This is a genomic window from Aeromonas sp. FDAARGOS 1411, from assembly GCF_019047125.1.
Lineage (GTDB): Bacteria > Pseudomonadota > Gammaproteobacteria > Enterobacterales > Aeromonadaceae > Aeromonas > Aeromonas veronii.
Genome location: NZ_CP077214.1, coordinates 4,301,781 through 4,323,742 on the forward strand (window position 1 = coordinate 4,301,781; position 21,962 = coordinate 4,323,742).

23 protein-coding genes are annotated in these 21,962 nt (G+C 60.4%); 9 read left to right on the top strand and 14 right to left on the bottom strand.

Annotated elements, in window-relative coordinates; genetic code table 11:
• The first annotated feature begins 8 nt into the window (after nucleotides 1–8).
• On the top strand, nucleotides 9–1,286 hold the full coding sequence (gene brnQ / locus I6L41_RS19600; RefSeq protein WP_254203430.1) for a branched-chain amino acid transport system II carrier protein: 1,278 nt from the start codon (nucleotides 9–11) through the stop codon (nucleotides 1,284–1,286).
• Between the two features lie 73 nt (nucleotides 1,287–1,359).
• Here the strand turns inward: brnQ and I6L41_RS19605 are convergent, their stop codons facing one another.
• The 3 genes from I6L41_RS19605 to zur are packed head-to-tail and all read right to left on the bottom strand — an operon-like array spanning nucleotide 1,360 to nucleotide 2,504.
• Nucleotides 1,360–1,590, bottom strand: coding sequence for a hypothetical protein (locus I6L41_RS19605; protein WP_047434532.1), 231 nt, complete (start codon nucleotides 1,588–1,590; stop codon nucleotides 1,360–1,362).
• A gap of 4 nt (nucleotides 1,591–1,594) precedes the next feature.
• Nucleotides 1,595–2,056, bottom strand: coding sequence for a chemotaxis protein CheX (locus tag I6L41_RS19610; protein WP_005343179.1), 462 nt, complete (start codon nucleotides 2,054–2,056; stop codon nucleotides 1,595–1,597).
• Complete coding sequence (zur, locus tag I6L41_RS19615) at nucleotides 2,046–2,504, bottom strand: zinc uptake transcriptional repressor Zur (RefSeq protein ID WP_074042686.1); 459 nt, start codon at nucleotides 2,502–2,504, stop codon at nucleotides 2,046–2,048. Before zur ends, I6L41_RS19610 begins: the two co-directional genes overlap by 11 nt.
• 137 nt (nucleotides 2,505–2,641) lie before the next feature.
• Here zur and dusA point away from each other — a divergent pair, with 137 nt between their 5' ends.
• Nucleotides 2,642–3,628, top strand: coding sequence for a tRNA dihydrouridine(20/20a) synthase DusA (gene dusA, locus I6L41_RS19620; protein ID WP_216960794.1), 987 nt, complete (start codon nucleotides 2,642–2,644; stop codon nucleotides 3,626–3,628).
• 69 nt (nucleotides 3,629–3,697) lie between these two features.
• Here dusA and I6L41_RS19625 read toward each other — a convergent pair whose 3' ends face one another.
• The 3 genes from I6L41_RS19625 to I6L41_RS19635 all read right to left on the bottom strand — a co-directional run bounded on the left by I6L41_RS19625 (nucleotide 3,698) and on the right by I6L41_RS19635 (nucleotide 7,416).
• The gene (locus I6L41_RS19625) at nucleotides 3,698–5,257 is read right to left on the bottom strand and encodes a PAS domain-containing methyl-accepting chemotaxis protein (RefSeq protein WP_216960797.1); all 1,560 of its coding nucleotides are present in this window, start codon (nucleotides 5,255–5,257) and stop codon (nucleotides 3,698–3,700) included.
• Nucleotides 5,258–5,393: 136 nt separating this feature from the next.
• Entirely contained in the window at nucleotides 5,394–5,693 is a 300-nt protein-coding gene (locus I6L41_RS19630; RefSeq protein ID WP_139743104.1) for a hypothetical protein, read from the bottom strand.
• A gap of 118 nt (nucleotides 5,694–5,811) precedes the next feature.
• Nucleotides 5,812–7,416, bottom strand: coding sequence for an ABC transporter substrate-binding protein (locus I6L41_RS19635; RefSeq protein WP_216960800.1), 1,605 nt, complete (start codon nucleotides 7,414–7,416; stop codon nucleotides 5,812–5,814).
• A 184-nt stretch (nucleotides 7,417–7,600) separates the two neighbouring features.
• On the opposite strand from I6L41_RS19635, the gene I6L41_RS19640 reads away from it, so the two are divergent.
• Complete coding sequence (locus I6L41_RS19640; RefSeq protein WP_216960803.1) at nucleotides 7,601–8,308, top strand: ParB-like protein; 708 nt, start codon at nucleotides 7,601–7,603, stop codon at nucleotides 8,306–8,308.
• 101 nt (nucleotides 8,309–8,409) lie between these two features.
• On the opposite strand, the gene I6L41_RS19645 is transcribed toward I6L41_RS19640, so the two are convergent.
• On the bottom strand, nucleotides 8,410–9,069 hold the full coding sequence (locus tag I6L41_RS19645) for a CatB-related O-acetyltransferase (RefSeq protein WP_216960805.1): 660 nt from the start codon (nucleotides 9,067–9,069) through the stop codon (nucleotides 8,410–8,412).
• Between the two features lie 284 nt (nucleotides 9,070–9,353).
• Between I6L41_RS19645 and I6L41_RS19650 the strand changes: the two genes are divergently transcribed.
• Complete coding sequence (locus tag I6L41_RS19650; RefSeq protein ID WP_005335785.1) at nucleotides 9,354–9,782, top strand: DUF2753 family protein; 429 nt, start codon at nucleotides 9,354–9,356, stop codon at nucleotides 9,780–9,782.
• Nucleotides 9,783–9,800: 18 nt separating this feature from the next.
• Here the strand turns inward: I6L41_RS19650 and I6L41_RS19655 are convergent, their stop codons facing one another.
• On the bottom strand, nucleotides 9,801–10,550 hold the full coding sequence (locus I6L41_RS19655; protein ID WP_216960808.1) for an enoyl-CoA hydratase-related protein: 750 nt from the start codon (nucleotides 10,548–10,550) through the stop codon (nucleotides 9,801–9,803).
• 90 nt (nucleotides 10,551–10,640) lie between these two features.
• On the opposite strand from I6L41_RS19655, the gene I6L41_RS19660 reads away from it, so the two are divergent.
• From I6L41_RS19660 to I6L41_RS19670, 3 genes are all read left to right on the top strand, one after another.
• The gene (locus tag I6L41_RS19660; RefSeq protein ID WP_216960811.1) at nucleotides 10,641–11,090 is read left to right on the top strand and encodes a copper chaperone PCu(A)C; all 450 of its coding nucleotides are present in this window, start codon (nucleotides 10,641–10,643) and stop codon (nucleotides 11,088–11,090) included.
• Between the two features lie 95 nt (nucleotides 11,091–11,185).
• Nucleotides 11,186–11,818, top strand: a complete 633-nt coding sequence (locus I6L41_RS19665; RefSeq protein WP_058059690.1) for a TIGR04219 family outer membrane beta-barrel protein — start codon at nucleotides 11,186–11,188, stop codon at nucleotides 11,816–11,818.
• Nucleotides 11,819–11,849: 31 nt separating this feature from the next.
• Nucleotides 11,850–12,530, top strand: coding sequence for an SDR family oxidoreductase (locus tag I6L41_RS19670; protein WP_216960813.1), 681 nt, complete (start codon nucleotides 11,850–11,852; stop codon nucleotides 12,528–12,530).
• A gap of 92 nt (nucleotides 12,531–12,622) precedes the next feature.
• Here the strand turns inward: I6L41_RS19670 and I6L41_RS19675 are convergent, their stop codons facing one another.
• A complete protein-coding gene (locus tag I6L41_RS19675; RefSeq protein ID WP_216960816.1) occupies nucleotides 12,623–14,347 on the bottom strand; it encodes a proline--tRNA ligase in 1,725 nt (574 codons plus the stop codon).
• Nucleotides 14,348–14,621: 274 nt separating this feature from the next.
• Here I6L41_RS19675 and rlmD point away from each other — a divergent pair, with 274 nt between their 5' ends.
• A complete protein-coding gene (gene rlmD, locus I6L41_RS19680) occupies nucleotides 14,622–15,974 on the top strand; it encodes a 23S rRNA (uracil(1939)-C(5))-methyltransferase RlmD (protein WP_216960818.1) in 1,353 nt (450 codons plus the stop codon).
• Nucleotides 15,975–16,052: 78 nt separating this feature from the next.
• On the opposite strand, the gene I6L41_RS19685 is transcribed toward rlmD, so the two are convergent.
• From I6L41_RS19685 to I6L41_RS19695, 3 genes are read right to left on the bottom strand one after another with little or no spacing between them, the layout of a single operon-like run.
• Nucleotides 16,053–16,622, bottom strand: a complete 570-nt coding sequence (locus I6L41_RS19685) for a membrane integrity-associated transporter subunit PqiC (RefSeq protein ID WP_019445716.1) — start codon at nucleotides 16,620–16,622, stop codon at nucleotides 16,053–16,055.
• Nucleotides 16,619–18,268, bottom strand: coding sequence for an intermembrane transport protein PqiB (gene pqiB / locus I6L41_RS19690; protein WP_005335774.1), 1,650 nt, complete (start codon nucleotides 18,266–18,268; stop codon nucleotides 16,619–16,621). Before pqiB ends, I6L41_RS19685 begins: the two co-directional genes overlap by 4 nt.
• On the bottom strand, nucleotides 18,261–19,532 hold the full coding sequence (locus I6L41_RS19695; RefSeq protein ID WP_216960821.1) for a paraquat-inducible protein A: 1,272 nt from the start codon (nucleotides 19,530–19,532) through the stop codon (nucleotides 18,261–18,263). The genes pqiB and I6L41_RS19695 overlap by 8 nt, the downstream gene beginning before the upstream one ends.
• 176 nt (nucleotides 19,533–19,708) lie before the next feature.
• Between I6L41_RS19695 and hfq the strand changes: the two genes are divergently transcribed.
• Nucleotides 19,709–20,068: an RNA chaperone Hfq gene (hfq, locus tag I6L41_RS19700; RefSeq protein ID WP_005335772.1), complete on the top strand. Its 360-nt coding sequence runs from the start codon at nucleotides 19,709–19,711 to the stop codon at nucleotides 20,066–20,068.
• Between the two features lie 132 nt (nucleotides 20,069–20,200).
• On the opposite strand, the gene I6L41_RS19705 is transcribed toward hfq, so the two are convergent.
• Together I6L41_RS19705 and I6L41_RS19710 are read right to left on the bottom strand one after the other, a co-directional pair.
• Nucleotides 20,201–20,791, bottom strand: a complete 591-nt coding sequence (locus tag I6L41_RS19705; RefSeq protein ID WP_201990057.1) for an HAD family phosphatase — start codon at nucleotides 20,789–20,791, stop codon at nucleotides 20,201–20,203.
• 65 nt (nucleotides 20,792–20,856) lie between these two features.
• Nucleotides 20,857–21,960, bottom strand: coding sequence for an EAL and HDOD domain-containing protein (locus I6L41_RS19710; protein ID WP_075116004.1), 1,104 nt, complete (start codon nucleotides 21,958–21,960; stop codon nucleotides 20,857–20,859).
• Between the last annotated feature and the right edge of the window lie 2 nt (nucleotides 21,961–21,962).

Here is a 21,962-nt window from a genome sequence, read left to right on the forward strand (position 1 = left end):
TGGGGTTTATGACGTTTGCCTTCTATCTGGGGGCTGGCAATATCATTTTTCCGCCGCTGGCCGGTTTTATGGCTGGTGAGCATCTGTTGGCCGCCATGTGCGGCTTTTTGCTGACGGCGGTGGGTTTGCCGCTGATCACCCTGATTGCAGTGGCCAAGGGGAGTTCGGGGGGCGGCGCGAGTGGCTGGACCGGAATGACCCGCTATCTGCCCGCCGGGGCGGCGACGGCGCTGGCCATCGCCATCTATATCATCATGGGGCCCGCTTTTGCCATTCCCCGCACCGGTCTGGTCGCCTACGAGATGGGGCTCAAGCCCTGGCTTGGCGATACCGGTCATGCGGGGCTGCGGATCTACACCCTGAGTTTCTTTGCGCTGGTGATCCTGGTGGCGCTCGATCGGGGCAAGCTGCTCGATGCGGTCGGCAAGTATCTGACCCCAGCCCTGATGGCGATGCTGCTTATTCTGGCGGTCGGGGTCTTTATGACGCCGCAGGGCACCATGCCTGATGCCAGCGGTGAGTACATAGATGCAGCCCTGACCAAAGGAATGCTGGAGGGGTACAACACCATGGATACCCTGGCCTCCCTGATGTTTGGCGCCCTGATCATAGGTCTGCTGCGTCAGAAGGGGATCGAGGATTATCGCAGCCAGTTCAAATATCTGACCATCGCAGGCTTGATCTCGGCAGTTGGGCTGTCGGCGGTGTATGTCTCGCTCTTTCAGCTGGGCAACAGTGCCGGTGGGGTGGCGAGCGATATCAGCAACGGCGGCGCCATCGTCAATGCCTACGTCCTGAGTCTGTTTGGTCAACCGGGCCAGTTTATTCTGGCTGCCATCATCACCCTGGCCTGTTTTACCAGTGCGGTCGGCCTGCTCTGTGCCGGTGCCGACTACTTCCATGGCCTTACAGGTTGGGCCTATCGCAACTGGGTCATGCTGCTGGGGGCGCTCTGTGCAGTGGTGGCCAATGTGGGGCTGAGCGAGCTGATCGGCCTCTCGATTCCGGTGCTGGTGGCCATCTATCCGGTTGCCATCGCGCTGGTGCTGGTGACTTTCCTCAAGGGATGGTTTGCCCAGCCACGGCTGGCGTTTCGCGGCGTGCTGACGGTCGCCTTTCTGTTTGGTTGCCTCGATGGGCTGGGGGCTGCCGGGATGGCGATGGACGTCTTTGCCTTCCTGCCGCTGTTCGACAAGGGGCTTGCCTGGCTGCTGCCGACTCTGCTGGCCTGCATCGTCGGCATCCTGGTGCGACCAAGCGGGAAGTTGGCGGCCGAAGCGGCTTGATTCAGGATCAACGAGATAGCAAAGAGGCCAGCATCTGCTGGCCTCTTCTGTTTCTGCCGGATCCGTTACCGGATCAGATTTGCGGGCCTGACGGCTTGGGTTTGCCCTCCAGACCATACCAGTGGGTTTCTACCCGTCCGGCATGCCACTCGAAGGTGCCCCAAGGCTGCTTGGCTTCCCAGCGCGGGAAGTTGATGAGCACCCGGTTATCTTCGTACTTGTAGAGGGAAGTGCTGATCTGAATGTCCGACAGGATCAACAGCAGGGCCCAGCAGATGAAAAGCCATTTCAATGCTTTCCACATAGGGTTACTCGAAGCAGATTTCGATAGTGGCGCGACCGAAATCCGATTCGAACGGCATCATGATCTTGGTGCCATCGGCACGGTGGGTAATGGTGTGGTTGGGGCCGGAGACGATGATGGGGGTCGCCATGTCAAACTCGTAGCCCTTCTCGCCCAGCATCCGCTTGGCACCGCCGGTCACCATGTTGGTGATTTCACCGACCATGTCGGTCACCTCTTCGTTGATGGAGGCGGGAGCTTCCCCCAGCATGCGGCGCATGATCTCCAGCGCCAACCCCTTCTCGAAGCTGATTGAGAGGGAGCCACGGGTCTGCGGGCCGACCATGCCGATCAGGCCGGAGACGTCGCCGCGCGCCAGCTCATCCATCTTGCGTTTCGGTTTGCCCGGTTTGAGTTCCAGCTGTGCCATGGTCGAGAGCACATTGAGCAGGGATAGCAGGAACGGATTTACAAAATCAGCCTTCATGATGACTTCCTACAGTGGGCGTACAACGGGCACATTGGCCATGTGCCTCTATCGTCTTATTGGTAATAGTAAAACCATGCAAGTGGGCCTGCTCGGAAAACGCGCTATCGATCGCCGCATCGTGAAGCTCGACCACATCGCCACACTCATCGCAGATCAGCAACTGCATCGGGTGAGCGTGATCGAAGTGGCAACAGAAGATAAACGCGTTGAGAGATTCCACCTTGTGAGCAAAGCCCTGTTCGAGCAAAAAATCGAGTGCCCGATAGACGGTTGGCGGCTTGGCATTGGCTTCGGTTTGCTGCAGCTGGGCCAACAAATCATAGGCGCTGATGGCGTTGCCATGTGCCGCCAGCAGGCGAAATACCTGACGTCGGGTCGGGGTGAAGCGGATCCCTCGCTGTATACAGAGTCGCTCGGCTCGTTGTAAAAGTTGGTCTTGATTCATGATCGCGCAGATACCCTTTCTATTAGCCGGATACTATCACAGGGCCTCGCATGGCGCGGCGACAAAATTCATTTTCTGGGGCTGCTTCACGTTGTGATAAAATCCGCCCCTTTCTTTAGCCAACCCGGATGATTTTTATGCAGGCGCAGCGTTTTTCCATCGCCCCCATGCTGGACTGGACTGATCGGCATTGCCGTTACTTTCATCGACTGATGAGCCGCCAGACCTTGCTCTATACCGAAATGGTGACCACCGGTGCCATCATCTACGGCAAGGGGGATTATCTGGGTTACAGCGAGCAGGAGCACCCCATTTCCCTGCAGCTGGGTGGCAGCAATCCGGCCGATCTGGCGCGCTGTGCCAAGTTGGCCGAGGAGCGCGGCTATGACGAGGTGAACATCAACGTCGGCTGCCCCTCCGATCGGGTGCAAAACGGCCGTTTTGGTGCCTGCCTGATGGGTGAACCGGCGCTGGTGGCAGACTGCGTCAAGGCGATGCGCGATGTGGTCGATATTCCGGTGACGGTGAAGACTCGTATCGGTATCGACGATCAGGACTCCTACGAATTTCTGCAGGCATTCATCGAACAGGTGCGCGATGCCGGTTGCGACACCTTTATCGTCCATGCCCGCAAGGCGTGGCTGAGTGGCTTGAGCCCCAAGGAGAACCGCGAGATCCCGCCCCTCGATTATCCCCGCGTCTATCGGGTCAAGCAGGATTACCCGGATCTCACCATCGCCCTCAACGGCGGTGTCACCTCCATGGAGCAGACCCTCGAGCATCTGCAACATGTTGATGGCGTGATGATGGGGCGTGAAGCCTATCAGAACCCCTACATTCTGGCGCAGGTGGACAATCTGGTGTTCGGTCAGAACAACGCTGTGCCGAGCCGCCACGAGGTGGTGCGGATGATGCTGCCCTATATCGAACAGGAGCTGGCCAAGGGCAACTACCTCTCTCATATGACCCGCCATATGCTGGGTCTGTTCCAGAACATGCAGGGGGCCCGCGCCTGGCGCCGTCACCTGAGCGAGAATGCCTGCAAACCGGGAGCGGATATTCAGGTGGTGCTGGATGCCATGGCCAAGGTGCCGGAGTTTGCCGCCAGCGAGGCGGCCGAATAAGCCAGTTGTGCCAAGGCAAGAGCAGCCAAAAAGCGCGTCAGTTGACGCGCTTTTTTGATCGCTGTCGCTTCAATGTCTGAACTGGTTGATCAGCCGCGAGAGATCTTGCAGCCGCTCAACCAGCAGGGTGATGCCGTCGAGGGCCTGCCTGCTGTTGTCGGCGGTGTGGCTGGCTAGCTGGTGGATCTGGTGCACCCCTTCATCGAGCGTCGCCGTGACGTCGGCCTGCTGACTCACCGCCTGGGCGATCTCGTCGCTGGTGCGGGTTACCTGCCCCAGCATCCGGTTGATCTGGGTGAGCACGTCGGCGGTGGTGCCTGCGTGCTGCTGGCAGCGCACCGAAGTCTGTGCCCCTTGTGTCATCCCGTCCGACAGCTGTTGTGTAGTCTGTTGCAGCGCCTGGATCATCTCGTGGATCTCGCTGGTCGAGGCTCGGGTCTTCTGGGCCAGCGCCCTCACTTCATCCGCCACCACGGCAAAACCGCGCCCCTGTTCGCCCGCCCGGGCGGCCTCGATGGCCGCATTGAGAGCGAGTAGGTTAGTCTGGTCGGCGATTTGACTGATCACCTCCAGAATGCCGCTGATCTTCTGGCTGTCGCTGGTGAGCTGGGCCAGCACGGCGTGGTTGGCATCCAGCTCCTGATGGAGTTGGTTGACGGCAGATCGGGTGGTCGCCAATGCTTGCAGCCCCTCATCGGAGACCTGCTGTACCTCTATAACCAGATTGCTCGCCTCATGGGCACTGTGTGCCACATCCCGAATGGAGTGGCTCAGTTCGGTGATGGCGGTCGCCAGCTGCTCGCTGTGGGCGCGCTGCTGCTGCAGGTGGGTATCGATGGTCTGGATATTGCCCCGGTCATCTTCGGCTGCCTGCAGGATCTGCTGGTTGGTGTCGGCGCTGCGCCCGACCACGGCCTTGAGCTCGGCCTGCTTCATCCGCAGGGCCAGTTCGACGGCCGCCAGGGTATCGCGCCGTCGGGTGTAGAGCACCTGACAGAGGCGGGTTCCCTTGTCTTGAGCGGCAAGGGTGAGCAGATGAGCCAGCCGTTGCTGCAATCGCCAGCCGTGGATTGCCTGTGCCAACAGCAACAAGGCGGTGGGCAGCAGCCATAACAGGTTGCCGGTGGCAAAGGTAGCAAGAGTGGTGAGCAGCGCAGAAACGGAGAGCCAGAGGGTCAGCTGACCCGGTTCAAGGTGAAACCGGCTTAGCCAGGGAAGTGCCTTGCCGCTGCGCAGCAGGCCATAGAGCTGCTCGGCCCAGGCCACATCGCTGGCGGCGGGTTTGGTGCGCACCGACTGGAACTCGACGATCTCCTTCTGCGCATTGAGGATCGGGGTGACGTAAGCGTTTACCCAATAGAACTGACCGCTTTTGGCGCGGTTCTTGACCAGCCCCATCCAGCTTTTGCCCTGTCGCAGCCGCTGCCACATGTCGGCGAAGGCCGCCTTGGGCATGTCGGGGTGTCGCACCAGATTGTGGGGCACCCCTTCCATTTCGGCCGCACCATACCCGGCCACATCACAGAAGTGCTGGTTGGCATAGGTAATATGACTGGCGGGATCCGTGGTCGAGATGAGTGCGATGTTGTCGGGGAAGTGTATCTCCCCCTCCTGATGGAGTCTGGTCATGTGTCGTTCCTGAAAAAGCCAAATAACTGATAAATATATTTTTATTGTCGTTCTCAGTTAATCATTCTAAGGCTCTTCAGTGCCCCGAACTTGGCTTGGGTCAATTAATCAACACAATGAATTGATGAAGTGAGGGTCAGCTGGCCGGTGTGAAATCGTGAACTTCGCCCTTTCTCGGGGCGAGGCGAGGATCATCATCTTTGTACTCATGTACAAGCTGCATGGTTTTGCAGAAGCTGGCCTGCTTGTCGTACTCCTGACGAGCCAACTCGATGGCCCGTTCGGCCCGGCGCCGCTCCATCTTGTCAGACTTGCGATCGCTGAACTGTTGCTGCTGATGCAGCATCCAGCCGACAAACTCTTGCTGGCATTGGGATTCGCTACTGGCCTGCGCAGGCAGGGTCCACAACAACGAGAGCAGTATCAAATAACGCATGTCTGACTGGGTGTTGAAGATTAATTGAACAGAAGGGGCGGCATTTTAGGCTGGAAATCGGGATGTGAACAGTATCAATAGCGAGGCCCGGCGGGGCCTCGCATCGTTGTGGCTGGTGTCAGTGTTTGACGAGGTACAGCTGGCGGCTGTAGGCCACATCTTCCGGGTTGTTGATGGGGTAGCCCTTGAGCCATGGCTTGATGAGGCGGGCATTGGTGTACTGGTAGATGGGGGCTATAGGGGCCTGCTCCAGCAGGATCGCTTCCGCCTCGCCAAACAGCTTGCTGCGGCTGGCGGCATCCTGAGTGCTGGCCGCCTCTGCCAGCAGCTGGTCATAACGGGCATTGGCAAAGCCTGCCATATTGCCGCTGTGACGAGAGCCCCACAGGCCGAGGAACGCTGACGGGTCGTTGTAGTCGGCGACCCAGGATGAGCGGATCACCTCGAACTGACCGCTCTGGCGACTGTCGAGATAGGTTTTCCACTCCTGATTGGTCAGCTCGACCTCGGCGCCCAGCTTCTGCTTCCACATGCTGGCAATTGCCAACGCCATTTTCTTGTGAATTTCCGCGGTGTTGTAGAGCAGGGTCAGCTTGAGCGGCTTGTCCGGGCCGTAACCGGCCTCCTTGAGCAGGGCCTTGGCCTTGCTGTCCAGTTCCGGCTGGCTGCTGGTGGAGAGCTGGTTGGGGGCCGGGGTGAAGCTGGCGGTCACATCCGGAGTGAAGTGATAAGCCGGTTTCTCGCCGGTACCGAGCACCTTGTCGGCGATCAGGGCGCGGTCGATGGTGTAGGAGAGCGCTTTGCGCACCCGCACATCGTTCAGTGGTGCCTGACGGGTATTGAAGGCGTAGTAGTAGGTGCCGAGCTGATCCGGGGTGTAGACCTCATTCGGGATCTGCTGCTTCAGCTTGTCGTACTGCTCCTTGGGGAAGGATTCGGTGATATGCAGATCGCCCGCCAGATAGCGGTTGGTTGCCGCGCTCTCCTGATTGATCGGCATGAAGATCACCTTGGTCAATACGGTATGTGCCCGATCCCAGTAATAAGGGTTGGGGGTCAGCTCCAGCTTCTCGTTGACCACCCGGTTGTTCAGCACAAAGGCACCGTTGCCCACCAGTTTGCCGGGTTGGGTCCACAGGTTGCCGTACTGCTCGATGCTGGCTTGATGGAGCGGCGACAGGCTGGGGTGGCTCAGCAGGTTCAGGAAGTAGGGCACCGGCTGGGAGAGGGTCACCTGCAGGGTGTGGTCATCGAGGGCCTTGACCCCCAGCTCGCTGGCAGGCAATTTGCCAGCGACTATCTCGTCCACCTTGTCGAAACGGGCCAGTTGGGCAAACCAGGCGAAGGTGGCCGCCTCTTTCGGGTCGACCAGCTTGCGCCAGCCGTAGACGAAGTCGCCGGCCTTGACCGGATCGCCGTTGGACCAGCGCGCATCCGGGCGCAGATGGAAGGTAAAGAACTGGTTGCCCTTGTTCTCCCAGCTGGCCGCCACCCCGGCAACCGGTTTGCCATCCGGCCCCTGGGTCAACAGCCCCTCGAACAGATCCCGCAGTACCTGCAACTCCGGCAGGCCGACCAGCTTGAGTGGGCTCAGGCTTGCAGGTTCATCCTTGAGGTGGCGAACGACAATCTGCTCGGCGGCGAGTTGTGTTCCGGCGGGAATATCGGCAGCCTGGACAGCAGCACAGCCCAGCAGGGCCAGCAAGGGGGTCCATCCTTTCATGGGTCGGATCCTTCAAATAGTGTGAAGCGGGGAGAAAACTCGGCGAGAAAATATCGCCGACAGATGGGAAATCATGATATCCCGTTTGCTGGTCTGACCGCCAGCATTCGACTCTCACTCCCAATCGGGGTAGAAGAGCGTTCCCGGCGTCTGTGCAGTTCAATGTGGTGAGGAGTGTCAAACGATGAAAGCATGGTTAGTGCTGGCCTGTGTGTTGAGCCAGGGTGCCTGGGCGTTGGCCCCGTGCCAGAGCGACACGGCGGTGGGCAACTGGTGCGAGATCGGCATCGATGCCTTGCACCCGACTCAGGGGGGCGTCGGCCAGATCCAGGTCGATGAGACCCAGGCCACATTGGCGGGCATGAGCGCAAAGCAGCTCGACAAGTTGATGAAAAAGAAAGAGATCCCCGTGGTGATTGCGCCGGATGGCAGCTACTGGCTGGTGGACAGACACCATCTCACCAAGGCGCTGTGGCAGCAGGGCGTCAAGGATGCCCGGGTCAAGGTGATTGGCCGTCTGCAGGACAAAGCCAACTTCTGGAGCCAGATGCAGAACAACCACTGGGCCTGGCTCAAGGATGAGAAGGGACAGCCGCTGACCCCGGAGCAGTTGCCGAGCAGCATCGACAAGCTGCCTGATTACCCCTATCGCACCCTCGCCGGATTGCTGCAGAATGCGGGCTACTTTCGCAAGGATAAACAGGTCTATTTCGTCGAGTTTGCCTGGGCCAGCTGGCTCGGCAAGCAGATGCAGTGGATGCCGGTGGACAGCGCCAATCTGGCGGCCCGCCTGCAACAGGCCAAACGGCTCGCCTGCGGCAGCGATGCCAAGGATCTACCCGGTTATCCAGGCAAGCAGTGCAGCCTCAACCAGTCCAAAAGCGCGCAGTGAGTGGATGCGCGATGACGGCATCCAGAGCATGCCGGAGATAACAGAGGGCGACCCCGGGGTCGCCCTTCTGCTGTCTGCTTGTTACTGCTGGCTGGCGGTGGTCACTCATGGCGCTCCGCCCAGCGGGCAGCCGCCTGCTCAAGCAGGGCGACGTCACCTTGCTGGATCAGCGGTAGCAGATCGTTGACCTGTTGATCCGGCCAATCCCACCAGGCGAGGGCCTGTAGCCGGGCAATCTCCTCCTCGCCAAAGCGCATCCGCACCCCCCTGGCCGGGGTGCCCGCGACCATGGCATAGGGCGGCACATCCTGATTGACCAGCGAACGGGCGGCGATGATGGCGCCGTCGCCGATGGTGACGCCGGGCATGATCATCGCCTCCATGCCGATCCAGACATCGTTGCCGATGCGGGTATCGCCAGCGGGGCGGTAGCTGCGCTGGAGCGCTGCCAGATCGGCGAACGGATAGGTGCTGATGAAGGCCGTGTTGTGGGTGTGGTTGCCACCCATGATGATCTTTACCCCGGCGGCAATCTGCACATAGTCGCCGATATGGAGCCGGTCGATATGCCAGAGCGGCTCCCAGCCGGTGTCCGGGCTGCGGCTGAAGGGATCGCCATGGAGGTAGCGCACTGCCACCTCTTCGAAGGGGCCATCCCAGGCACCCGAGTAGTAGCTGTGCTGTCCCTTGAGGCAGATATTGGGGTTGGTCACCGTCAGGTGCAGGTATTCGACCTGCGACCAGTGTTGGCAGGTGTTCATGCTGGTACTCCTTTGCTGAATGGATCGGATGGGTTGCGTTCGCTTGAGCGCAGCTAATAGATCCAGACCAGCATGCGGGGCACGCAGAGCAGGGAGCAGCCCAGCATCTGCGGGAGGCGAGGTCGCATTGTGGTGTGCTCCAAAGAAGAGGGAAGGGCGCGATCATAAGGTCGGGCGCCGGGTTTGCCAAGGTTGCGCAGAGATCCTGCACTAACCCTCTGGTTGATATTTATTCTCAATTAGCCATGATAACACTCCCACCATGACGGACTCGGGAGAGCGAGATGACACCGCAAAGTTGGCAACGATACATGCTGGAGGCGGAGCGTGCCTGGCAGGCCGGTTCGCTGGGGGCGGCTATCTGCTTTTATCAGCAGGCGCTGGGGGATGTTTACGAGATGACCCAGGTCGAGTTGACGGAGTTGGCCACCATGCGGGTCGCCACCTGTCACCGGCTGGCCGATTTCTGGCGGGCGATGGATGAGCCGACTTACGAGCTGCGCTACCTGAAGCTCGCCTCCGAGCTGGTGACTGCACTGGTACCACAGTGCCCCAACCGGGAGTGCGAAGCGCTGATCAGCGAACTGGGTTGCTGTCGCGGCGCCCTGCTCGCCTTTCTCAAGCGTCACCCCAATCCCGAGATTGCCCGGCTGATCCAGCTACAGGACAAGGTACAGGGCTGCGAGCTGATCGGCCGCTTTCGCCTCAACTGACCGGGGTTGAGCGATAACTTAACTCCGTCGCTTGAGCTTCTGGGCAATGCGTTGCTGTGCCTCTTCCCCTTGCAGTGCCTGCGCGAAGGCGCGTGCCTCCAGATCGATGACAAAGTGCACCGCCTGTTTAAGCTCCTGCTTGAGCAGCGCCTTGCTCTTTTGCAGCGCCCTGGGCGGTTTGGCCGCCAGCTTCAGCCCCTGCTCGCGGGCAAAGGAAAGCAATCCATCGGCCGCCACCACCTTGTTGGCAAGCCCGAGCCGCAGCGACTCCTCGGCATCGATTGCCTCGGCCAGCAACAACAGCTCGGCTGCCTTGAGATGCCCCACCAGACGTGGCAGCAGCAGGCTGGAGGCAAACTCCGGCACCAGCCCCAGCTCGACGAAAGGAAGCTGCAAGCGGGCGTTATCCCCCAGATAGACCAGATCGCAGTGCAGCAGGATGGTGGTGCCAATCCCCACTGCCGGGCCCGCAACAGCGGCGATCACAGGTTTGGGGAAATCGGCCAGGGTGTGGAGGAACTGCAAGATGGGGTCATCGGGCTCCAGCGAGCTCTTGCCCATAAAGTCGGCCAGATCATTGCCCGCGGTAAAGCAGTCGTGCTGCCCCTGCAACAGCAGGACATGCACCTCCTCATCGACCGCCGCCTCTCGCAGCGCTGCCACCAGTTGCCGGTACAGTTCGGTATTGAGGGCGTTGCGCTTGTCGGGGCGATGGAGGGTCAGGGTGAGCAAGCCATCCTGCCGCTCGGCAATGAGAATGGGGGCCATGTCTAAATCCTTGTTATTGAAAGGTGCACAAAAGGTTTCTGCTGGGGTAACCTTGCTGCCGTTTAACAACATCATAAAAGGATTTCAACCATGTTTAAACGTGCGTTTTATTCTCTGCTGGTGCTCGGTATGACGGCTCCCGCGCTGGCCAAGGTCGAGGCCGTCGACGGCTATGTGCGCCTGCTGCCGCCGGGCACCCCCAACACTGCCGCCTTTATGGTGCTCAAGAATGACGCCGACCAGCCGGTCAAGCTGGTGGCAGCGGCTTCTGCTGCGGCCGGGCGTGCCGAGCTGCACACTCATCTGCACGAAAATGGTGTGATGAAGATGCGTCAGGTCGAGAATATCGAGATCCCGGCCAAGGGCGAGGCGGTGCTGAAACCGGGCAGCCTGCACATCATGCTGTTCGAGGTGGGTACGCTCTCCGAGCAGACTCCTTTCCCGCTCACCCTCACCATGGACGATGGTCAGAAGCTGGAGCTGTCACTGCCGGTGAAGCCGATTGAGCCGATGGCAGAGATGAAGCATATGAAGCACTGACATTTGTCGTCGTTTGTTCAGGATTGACGCTGGGTATTTTGGCTGCACCGAGTAAAATAGTGCTCTTTTCCATGTATGCAAGAGGAAGTGACGTAATGAAAAAGACGCTGATTGCCGGTTTTGTGCTGGCTCTGTGCAGCCAGAGTGCCATGGCCGCTGACGACTGGCGTTTTGCCGCCGGTGCCGACGTATGGGCAGCCAAGGGCAGTGGTCAGGCTTATGGCACCAGTGCCGATGGCAGCTATGACGACAGCTACAACTGGAACGGCTATCTGCAACTGGAGCACGGCATCATCCTCCTGCCGAACGCCAAGTTTGAAGTCTCCGATTTCAGCACCTCCGGCGGCAACTTCAAGAACGACCTGACCGCCTACGATCTGAGCCTCTACTACCGTCTGTTCAACAACGATCTGTTCAAGATCGATCTGGGTATGACCGGTCGTCACTACGATGGCGAGCAGGTCTATGTCGGTCGCAAGGGCTATAACGAAGATACCCTGATGGCTTATGCCGGCAGCGAAGTGAAGATCCCGGGCACCGGCATCGCCTTCTTCGGTGATCTGCGCACTCACGATGCGGACAACTATGACTACCGTCTGGGCGGTTCCTACAAGTTCTCCTCCATGCCGATCAAGCTGCGTGCCGGCTGGCGTGAAGCCAAGGTCGACTTCGACAACGTTGACCAGCGTATCGATGGCTGGTTCATGGGCGGCGAATTCACTTTCTAATCTGACCGTCAACTGACGAAGAGGAGCGATAATGGGCCACATCATAGTGACAGGTGCCGGTTCTGGTCTGGGTCGGGCGCTGACCATAGGTCTGGTTGAGCGGGGCCACCAGGTCTCCATGATGGGGCGCCGTTATCAGCGACTGCAGGAGCAGGAGCAACTGCTCGGCAGCGCGGTGATCGGCATCGCCGCCGATCTGGCGCACCATGAAGAGGTCGATGTCGCCTTCGCCGCTGCGGTGGAGTGGGGCGGGCTGCCCGACATGGTGATCCACTGCGCCGGGGTGGGTGAGTTTGGCCCGGTCGGTGTCTATACTGCCGAGCAGATCCGCCGGGTGGTGGAGAGCAACCTTATCTCCACCATTCTGGTGGCCCAGCAGACGGTGCGGCTTATCGGCGACAAGGGCGGAGTGCTGGCCAATGTGCTCTCCTCCGCCGCGCAGGTGGGCAAGGCCAACGAGAGCCTCTACTGCGCCTCCAAATGGGGGATGCGCGGCTTTCTCGAATCCTTGCGCGCCGAGCTGAAAGGCTCGCCACTGCGGCTGGTCAACCTCTACCCGAGCGGGATCCGCAGCGAATTCTGGGACAACTCGGATCACGTGGACCCGAGTGGCTTCATGACTCCGGAAGATGCGGCGGCCTATATGCTCGACGCACTGGAAGCCAGAAGCAGCTGCCACGTGACCGATCTCTTTATCGGTCGCAACGAGTAGGCTCCTTGCGGCAATCCTCTTTGCTTTAGAAGAGAAGACAAACAAAAAGCGCGCCATTGGGCGCGCTTTTTTATATCGGGAAGAGGGTGGGCTTAGCGGCCCAGCTTGGCCTTGATCATGGCGACGATATCGCTGATGGCCACTTCCTGCTTCTCGCCGGTGCGGCGGCACTTGTACTCGACCACGCCGTTATCCATGCCGCGATCGCCGATGACGATGGCGTGCGGGATGCCCAGCAGCTCCATGTCGGCGAACATCACGCCCGGGCGCTCTTTACGGTCGTCGAACAGCACGTCCACACCGGCCGCTTTCAGCTCGGCGTAGAACTGCTGTGCCTGCTCGGCTACGCGCTCGGATTTGTGCATGTTCATCGGCACGATGGCCACTTCGAACGGAGCGATGGCGTCCGGCCAGATGATGCCGTACTGGTCGTTGTTCTGCTCGATGGCGGCGGCCACCAGACGGGAAACCCCGATACCGTAGCAACCCATCTCCATGGTGACGGACTTGCCAGCTTCGTTCAGCACGCTTGCCTTCATTGCTTCGGAGTACTTGGTACCCAGCTGGAAGATGTGGCCCACTTCGATACCGCGCTTGAGCAGCAGCTTGCCCTGGCCGCACGGGCTCGGGTCGCCTTCCACCACGTTGCGCAGGTCGGCAACTTCGTAAGCGGTGATGTCGCGATCCCAGTTGGCACCGGTCAGGTGGAAGCCGGTTTCGTTGGCGCCGCAGACGAAGTCCGCCAGATGGGCAGCGCTGCGATCGACGATGATGCGACCGGCAAAGCCGACCGGGCCGATGGAGCCTGCGTCGCAACCGGCGGCAGCTTTGATCTGCTCGTCGTTGGCGAAGGTCAGCGGGTTAGCCACGCCAGCCAGTTTCTCTGCCTTGATTTCGTTCAGCTCGTGGTCGCCACGCAGTACCAGCGCAATAACGGCCTGCTTGCCGTGCTCATCTTCCTCTGCCAGTACCAGCAGGGTTTTGGCGATGGCGGTCGGTGCCACGTTCAGGAAGGCAGCCACTTCGTCGATGGTGTGAACATTCGGGGTGGCAACCTTGGTCAGGGCTGCGGTGGCGGCAGGGCGCTCACCAGCCGGTGCCAGTGCTTCGGCCATCTCGATGTTGGCGGCGTAATCGGAGCTGTCGGAGAAGGCGATCAAGTCTTCACCGCTCTCGGCCAGCACCTGGAATTCGTGGGAACCGGTACCACCGATGGAGCCGGTATCGGCCTGCACCGGACGGAAGTTCAGACCCATGCGGGTGAACGCCTTGCAGTAGGCGGCGTGCATCTTCTCGTAGGTATCGACCAGAGACTCTTTGTCGATGTGGAAGGAGTAGGCATCCTTCATCAGGAATTCGCGGCCACGCATCACGCCGAAACGGGGGCGCACTTCGTCGCGGAACTTGGTCTGGATCTGGTAGAGGTTGAGTGGTAGCTGCTTGTAGCTGTTCACTTCGTAACGTACCAGCGCAGTGATCACCTCTTCGTGGGTCGGGCCCAGCACGAAGGGACGGTTGTGACGGTCGGTCAGACGGCACAGCTCGGGACCGTAGTCATCCCAGCGGCCTGACTCCTGCCACAGCTCGGCGGGTTGTACCACCGGCATGGAGACTTCGACGGCACCAGCATTGTTCATCTCTTCGCGAACAATGTTCTCGATTTTCTTCAGTACCCGCAGACCGGTTGGCAACCAAGCATACATGCCGGAGGCCAGTTTACGGATCATCCCGGCGCGCAGCATCAGCTGGTGGCTGACAACTTCAGCGTCGGAGGGGGTTTCCTTGAGAGTGGAAAGCAGATATTGGCTGGTACGCATCGCGGTAGACCTTAGCTAGAACGGGCGCGGGGCCCAGGATAATTTCAAGGGCGGAATTTTAACAGGCTGGGCGTTGCGGCCCAAGGGCTAAATTTGCCGCAACCCGAAAGGTGGCCACGCCCGTCAGATAGCCTGGGGTAATGACCATTGCAACAAGCAGGCTTTTTATGCCTGCAATTTGGCCGGATCTCCGCTAAACTCTGCCACCTTTTCTCGATGGGCATGGTTTTGCCGCGTTCATCACCCCCCATTTTTAGTACTTTTGGAGCCGCTCATGCCGTTAGTGGGACATCAACACCAGATCGAGATCCTGGAACTGACCGACAAAGGAGATGGCAAAGGACGCCTGTTCGATCGCCCCCTGTTTGTCGAAGGTCTGCTGCCCGGTGAGCAGGCGCTGGTGGAGCTGACCGAGGTCAAGCCGAACTATCTGCACGGCAAGGTTGCCGAGCTGCTCCAGCCCTCCGCCGATCGGGTTGCCGATTTCTGCCCCAACACCGAGTGTGGTGGCTGTCAGGTACGTCCGCTGGCCTATCCGGCCCAGCTCAAGCTCAAGCAGGCACTGGTGCAGAGCGCACTGGAGCAGGTCGGGCTGGGTGACACGCTGGTCAAGGATATCCTTGGCATGGAAAGCCCGTTCGCCTATCGCAACAAGGCGCAATATGCGGTGCGTGGCTGTGACGCCGGTGCCGAGATCGGTTTTTATCGCAAGCACTCCCACGATCTCATCACCGCTGATGACTGTGCGGTGCAGGATCCGCTGCACGTCGAGCTCAACGCCCGGGTGCGCAACTGGATGCGCGCGCACGACATCGCCGCCTATGACGAAGTAAACCACAGCGGCTGCGTGCGTAACCTGATGACCCGCAAGGGCTTCAAGAGCGGCGAACTGATGGTGGTGCTGGTGACCCTGGGCGAGGAGCTGCCGTTCGAAGCCGAGCTGCTGGCGAGCTTAAGCGATCTGCCTATCACTACCCTGGTGCAGAACATCAACGATGAGCGCACCAACCGCATTCTGGGCGCCACCAACCGGGTGCTGCTCGGCGAAGGGGTGATCCGCGACAAGATCCACGAACTCGAGTTCGAGATCTCGCCGCTCTCCTTCTTCCAGAACAACCCGACCCAGACCGATGTGCTCTACTCCAGCGCCCTCGAGTATGCCGAGCTGACCGGTAACGAGACAGTGTTCGACATCTATTGTGGTATCGGCACCATCTCCCTGTTCCTGGCTGGCAAGGCCGCCAAGGTGGTGGGGATCGAGTCGGTGGAGAGCGCCATCAGCGATGCCCGTCGCAACGCAGCCCTCAACGGCATCGAGCACACCGAATTCCACGTCGGCAAGGCGGAGCAGCTGATGCCCGAATTGCACGCCCAGGGCGTGACCGCTGACGTGGTGGTAATGGATCCGCCGCGCAAAGGCTGTGACAAGGCGGTGCTGCAGACCCTGGTCGCCATGGCGCCCCGTCGTCTGGTCTATGTCTCCTGCAACCCGCAGACCTTGGCCCGCGATCTCGCCTGGCTGGTCAAGCAGGGCTTCGTGCTGGATGAGGTGCAACCGGTCGATATGTTCCCGCACTCCATGCATGTGGAAGCGGTTGCCCGCCTGAGCCTGCCTGCCAAGGCATAAGTCGCCCCCGACTCTTGTCCATAAAAAACGACGCCAGCTGGCGTCGTTTTTTTATCTCTGCAATCGGCGGATGGGCGATTAGCTGGCGTTCTGGCGCACCTCGGCGGCAATTTGGTCGAGCAACTGTTGCCAGCCCTGACCCAGTTCGTTCACCAGCGCGTTGTAGCCATCGGCCGGCAGCACCCGCTCCTGACGGAAGGGGGCATCGCGCAGCACGGTGCCATCTTCCGCCAGCAGGCGCCAGCGGCCGCTCAGCACGGCGCTGCCGTCATGACGGCCCTGAAAGCGCTCCACCAGAATGGTCAGCACCGGCCCCTTGCGGGCGCCATCCTGCCGCACCACCCAGCCCGGCAGGCGGGTGGAGAGGCCATTGAGGGTGAGCTGGTTGAGTTGATCGTCCAGCGCACCGGCCCAGCGATGGTACTCGGTGAAGTGCAGCTCTTGCCCTTCCAGCTGATAGACCAGGCTGATCCGATCGAGCTGGCTGGCCAGCGCCACCGGGCGCAGCACCAGCTGGTGCTGCGGTTGGGCCGGGGCCGTCACGGGTTGCTGGCTGTCGGCATCGAGCGAGTAGTAGTGCAGGCTTGGCTGGCTGCTGCAACCCGCCAGCAGGCCCAGCAGGGCCAGCGTCAGGATCTCTTTTTTCATTGTTTGCCTCGCTTGGGCTCAGGGTCCGATGGATGCGCGCGATCGAAGATCAGCGAGCTGGGCTGCTCGTTGAGGGAGTGCACCAGCGGCTGCAGTTCGCGCATCAACTGATTGAGGGTCTGCACCGACTGACGCAGGTCCTGATTGGTCTGCGACTGGGCATCATAGGCCTGCAAGGTCTCCTGCAACTGCTTGAGGCTCTCGTTGAGCGAGGCGGGCAGCTGCTGGGTAGAATCCTTGGCGGTGAGCTTGTTCAGGTTGGCGCTGACTGCACTGATGTTCTTCAGGGTGCCATCCAGGGTAGTCAGTGACCCGTTGACCTTGGTCAGGGTGGTTGCCATGTCCATGTCGACAAACTTGTCGAGGATGAGGTTCACCTTGCGCTCAATCTGATCCAGCCCGCCCTGCACGGTGGGGAAGACCTGATAACCGGCCAGCTTGGCCTGTTCGAAACGTGGCGCGTCCGGATAGAAGTTGAGATCGATGATCTTGCCGCCGGTCAGCAGGCTCGAGGTCTTGAGGCTGGCGCGCAACCCCTCCTTGAACTGCTTGCCGAACAGGGCACGCCACTGATCCTTCTCCGCCTTGGCATAGCGGTGGGAGAGGCGCTGTACCTCGATGCGGGCCAGCACCGGGATCTGGCGGCTCTTGAAGATCTGCACGCCCTTGTCCTCGATGAGGTAGGGGGCGGAGATGACGGTACCGACCCGAATGCCGCGATACTGCACCGCCGCGCCCGGGTGCAGGCCACCCACGTTGTCATCGAACAGGAAGACGTAGTCGATGAACTGATCCAGACTACCGGCCAGCACGCTCGCCTCATCCTGGAACAGGGTGAACCCTTCCATCTGTTTGACCGGTTCGCCAGGCGCCCAGCCGGGTGGCAGACCCATGGTGATGCCGCCATCGATCAGGCTCTCCAGCGAATCCATCTTCACCTTCATCCCCTCGCTGCTCATGGAGACCTCGAAGCCCGGGGTCATCCAGAAGCGGGAGTTGCTGCTCACCAGAATGTCATAGGGGGCGTGGATGAAGATTTGATACTGCATCTCGCTCTTTTCCGGCAGGAACTTCGCCTCTTCCACCTGACCTATGGTGAAGCCCTGATAGTTGATGGGGGAGCCTTCCCCCAGCGCGCGGGTGTCGCGGCTGCTGAGGGTGAGACGCAGCCCCTTGGCATCGAGGGAGGCGAGCGGCGGTTTGTCGAGCATGGCGTATTCATCCCGCGCCCGACCTTTCTTGCCGGGGGCGAGCTCGATATAGGCGCCGGAGAGCAGGGTGCTCAGACCCGATACCCCTTCACGGCCCACTCTGGGCTTGACCACCCAGAACTGGCTGTCACCGCGCAGCATGCCGGAGGCGGCATTGGTCAGCCGTCCTTTCAGCACGGCATGGCTGTAGTCATCACTCAGCTCGACGGCCTCGATACGGCCGACGTCCACTTCGCGGGAGCGGATCACCGTCTTGCCGGCGACTATGCCCTCGGCAGTGGCGACTGTCAGGGTGAAACTGGGGCCCTGGGAGTACCAGTGCTGGAACAGCATCCAGAGACCGATGAACAGCGCCAGCAGGGGCACCATCCAGATTGCGGCGGCAGAGCTCAGAAAGTCAGAGCCCGGTTTCCACCTTTTTTTACGCTCACTCACGTTCGCGTTCTCCTTGTTGTAAATCCCAGATCAGGCGGGAGTCGAAACTCATGGCGGCGACCATAGTGATCAGCACCACACCTGCAAATGCGACGGCCGCAGGGCCGGGATAGATGGTCATCAGATTGTCGAGCCGGATCAGGCCCGCCAGAATGGCCACCACGAAGACGTCGATCATCGACCAGCGTCCGACAAATTCGGTCATGCGATAGAGTTTGAGCTTGCCGAGGGGGGAGGTGACATTGCCGCGCTGCACCATATAGCAAAGCCAGAATAGCGCCAGTATTTTCACCAGCGGCACCACCACGCTGGCGAAAAAGATCACCGCCGCTATGGGGTAGGAGCCCATGGCCCAGAGCAGCACCACACCGCCGAGGATGGTGGAGGGGCTGTCATCACCGAGAAACACCGTATCCATGATGGGATAGACGTTGGCCGGAATGTAGAGAATGGCGGAGGTAAACAGCAGCGCCCAGGTGCGGTTCAGGCCGCCCGGCTTGCGGGCATGCAGCTTGCCGCCGCAGCGGGAGCAGCTGTGGCTGCCCACCTCGCTCAGAGCGCCACAGATATGGCAGCCCACCAGACCTGATTCCAGCGCGCCCGCTTCCGGGTCGATATCCCGCGCCTCGGTCGGGCCGAACAGCCGCTGCCACAGCCACATCTGATCCAGTGAGGAGATCATCTTGATGAGCAGCACGGTGTAACCGACGAAAGCCCAGAATGACAGCCCCATCTTGATGTCGGCCATCCCCATCAGCTTGACCAGCGAGATGAGCACCCCCACCAGAAAGACATCCACCATCAGCCAGGGTTTGATCCGGCAGAGCAGACGGCCGAGGGAGCGCAGGGCATTGCTGTGCAGATCTTTATCGATCCGCCACAGCACCAGCATGATGGAGCCCATATAAACCAGCGGCAGGCCGATCAGGGTCAGGCTCAGTACCGCGCCGAGAAACAGATAGCCCTCATCCACCAGGGTGGTGATGCTCTGCAAAAAGGTCATCTCCTGGCCCACCCCTTTGGCCGAGAAGGACATAAAGGTAAAGGCATTGGCGAGCACGAACATGATGAGTGCCGCGAACCCGTAGGAGATCGGCAGCAACTCCTGCTTTGGCAGGTGGCGACTCAAGGTGTGTCCGCAACGGGGGCAGCAACTGGCCTGTCCCACCTCGAGCGGTGTGGCCGGTATCAGCAGGTCACACTCTTCGCAGGCAGTGGCATCATGGACATAGGTGGTGTGGTGTTGGTGTGAAACCGGATGCAAGATAAAACCCCAGATAAGGCCCGTGGTAGAGCCAGAGCTGGCGATTATCGCAGTTGTGCCGGTCAGCGACCAGCCCCCGGAGGCCGCTATTGCTGGCGGGAGTGAGAATGACTTTGACAAGCCAGTGCCCATTTAGCACAATCAAACGCCACTTTTTTTCCGCGGGACAATAATTTATGACAACTGAATCCCCCAGCTACTCCACGATTGAGCAAGCCTTCTCCCTCGGGAACGGGCAAGATTCTGCCCTCAACTGGTTGCGCAAGAACCGCAGTCAGGTTGCTATTTTTCTGGTGAGCGGCATCAAGCTGGAAGGCACCATCAGCGGGTTCGACCAGTACAGCGTGCTGCTGACCGATGCTCATGGTAACCAGCAGCTGGTCTACAAGGCCAAGATCTCCACCATCGCCATGCACACCGGCCGTCCGCAGGTGAACATCCAGCGTGCTCGCAAGCCGCGTGTCTCCATGGCGCCGCGCCCCCACGGTGCGCCGGGTCGTTATGACGACAATCAGGGCGGCGGCAACAACGAGTAATCGTCTGCCCCGCACTCCTCGTTGACGCGCCCTGCGTCAGCGGCTGACGGAACCTGCTCTCATTTTCATTCATGTCCCGTATGAGAGCCGGTTCCGGTTATCGCCCCTTGCAGGGCGATATTTTTTTCCGCACTACGCCGTTATGCCGACTGGTTGACCCTCTTTGACCATGCAGGTCTGCATACCCGCCGCTTCTCCGGCCTGTACCCCGATTCCGGTATCTTCAAACACCAGACAGCCTGATGGCTCGACCCCCAGCTTGCTGGCGACCAGCAGGAAGGTGTCCGGATTGGGCTTGTGCAGCTCCACATCGTCTGCGGTGACCACCACTGAGAAGTAGCGATACAGCCCTGTGTTGCGCAGCACAGCCTCGGCGTTGACGCGAGGCGAGCCGGTGCCGATCCCCATCGGGATGACGCCATGATAGCGCTCGACCAGCGCCTGCATGGCCGGAAAGACGGTCGCCTTGTGCAGGTTGGCCACATAGTGGGCGGTCTTGCAGCGGGTGACTTCGAGCGGATCGAGAGGGATCTGCTGCTCCTGTGCGACCAGCAGGGCTATCTTGCGGCTCGGCATGCCCCCCAGCTCATAGAACCAGTCGGCGTCGAAGTGAAAGCCAAACTCGCGGGCAGTGTGTTCCCAGGCGGCGAGGTGCAGCGGCATGGAGTCGACCAGGGTGCCATCAAGGTCAAAGACCAGGCCTTGGAATCCGGAAAGCGTCATGGTGCGGGTCAGTCTCTGAAAAAAGGGAGCCCATTCTAGCCAGTGGTTCTCTGCCTCGCCATCACCTAGCTGGTGAGAAACGCTTGCCCCCACATTTGTGACTGAAAATAGACGGGGGTGAGCTGGGCCGGATCGAGTTGATATTTGGGGGCAAGCTGTTCCAGCAGGGCCCAGTTGCCCTGTTCATAGGTGCTGACCAGCTGAAACAGATGAAAGAGTGGCCCTTCGTGCAGTTCGATGGCGCGCTGCACGCTCTTGGGCAGGTGGGCCATCAGCGGTTCCGACAGCAGGGAGCCATCGAGCACCAGTCCCACCAGAAAGGCCCAGCTTGCCTCCGCTTTACCGAGGGCGGTGAGGGCAATCAACTCGCAGAAGCGGCCGCGGGCGATGGCCATGCGGGTGCAGGCCTCCGGCATGTGCTGGCTTACCCGAGCCAGACCGTTGATCAACACGAACTTGCGGATCTCCTGCTCCCCCAGATAGGAGAGGGCGCGGGGTACCGAGGTGATGGGGGCGGCATGATCGAAGCCGGGGGCGTTGACGTAGGTGAGCAGCAGGCCGGGCAGCCAGGCATCCCGCTCTAGCAGGCGGGCTACCTGGGCGAAGGAGAACTCTTCGTGGCAGATGAGCTGGAGGATCTGTTGTACCAGCGCCATATCGGGCTGATTGGCTCGCTGATTGACCAGCTCCGGACGGGCGAGAAAGCCGCCGGCAAAGAAGTCGACCCCCGCCTCCCGCAGCGGGAGAAAATCTGCCCAGGTTTCGATGTTCAGCGCCATCCGCTTGTGTTCGGTGGGCTGACAGATCCCCTCTTCCCCCATCCAGTACACCAGCAGGCGGCTGGCACCGAGCCAGCGTGGATCCCGGTTGGCGCCATGCACCGCCAGTCTGCGCCGGCTGTCACGCCACTGCTCCAGCACCGGAAACGAGTTGGGTTGGCGTTCACTGGAGGCTTCAACCAGCGGGATCGCGTCCTGATCCAGCAGCAGGGGACGCTGTTCATCGAGCTGTTCGTGGGTGAAGGGCACCAGATATTGACGCCCCTGCGCCAGCAGGCGGCAATGTTGCGCTAGTGAAGGCCATTCGGCCGGTGAGCTGAGCTGATAGTCGATGCCGTAGGCCACCAGAGCCAGGCGACGATTGAAGATAGGGTAGCGACGCAACAGCATGG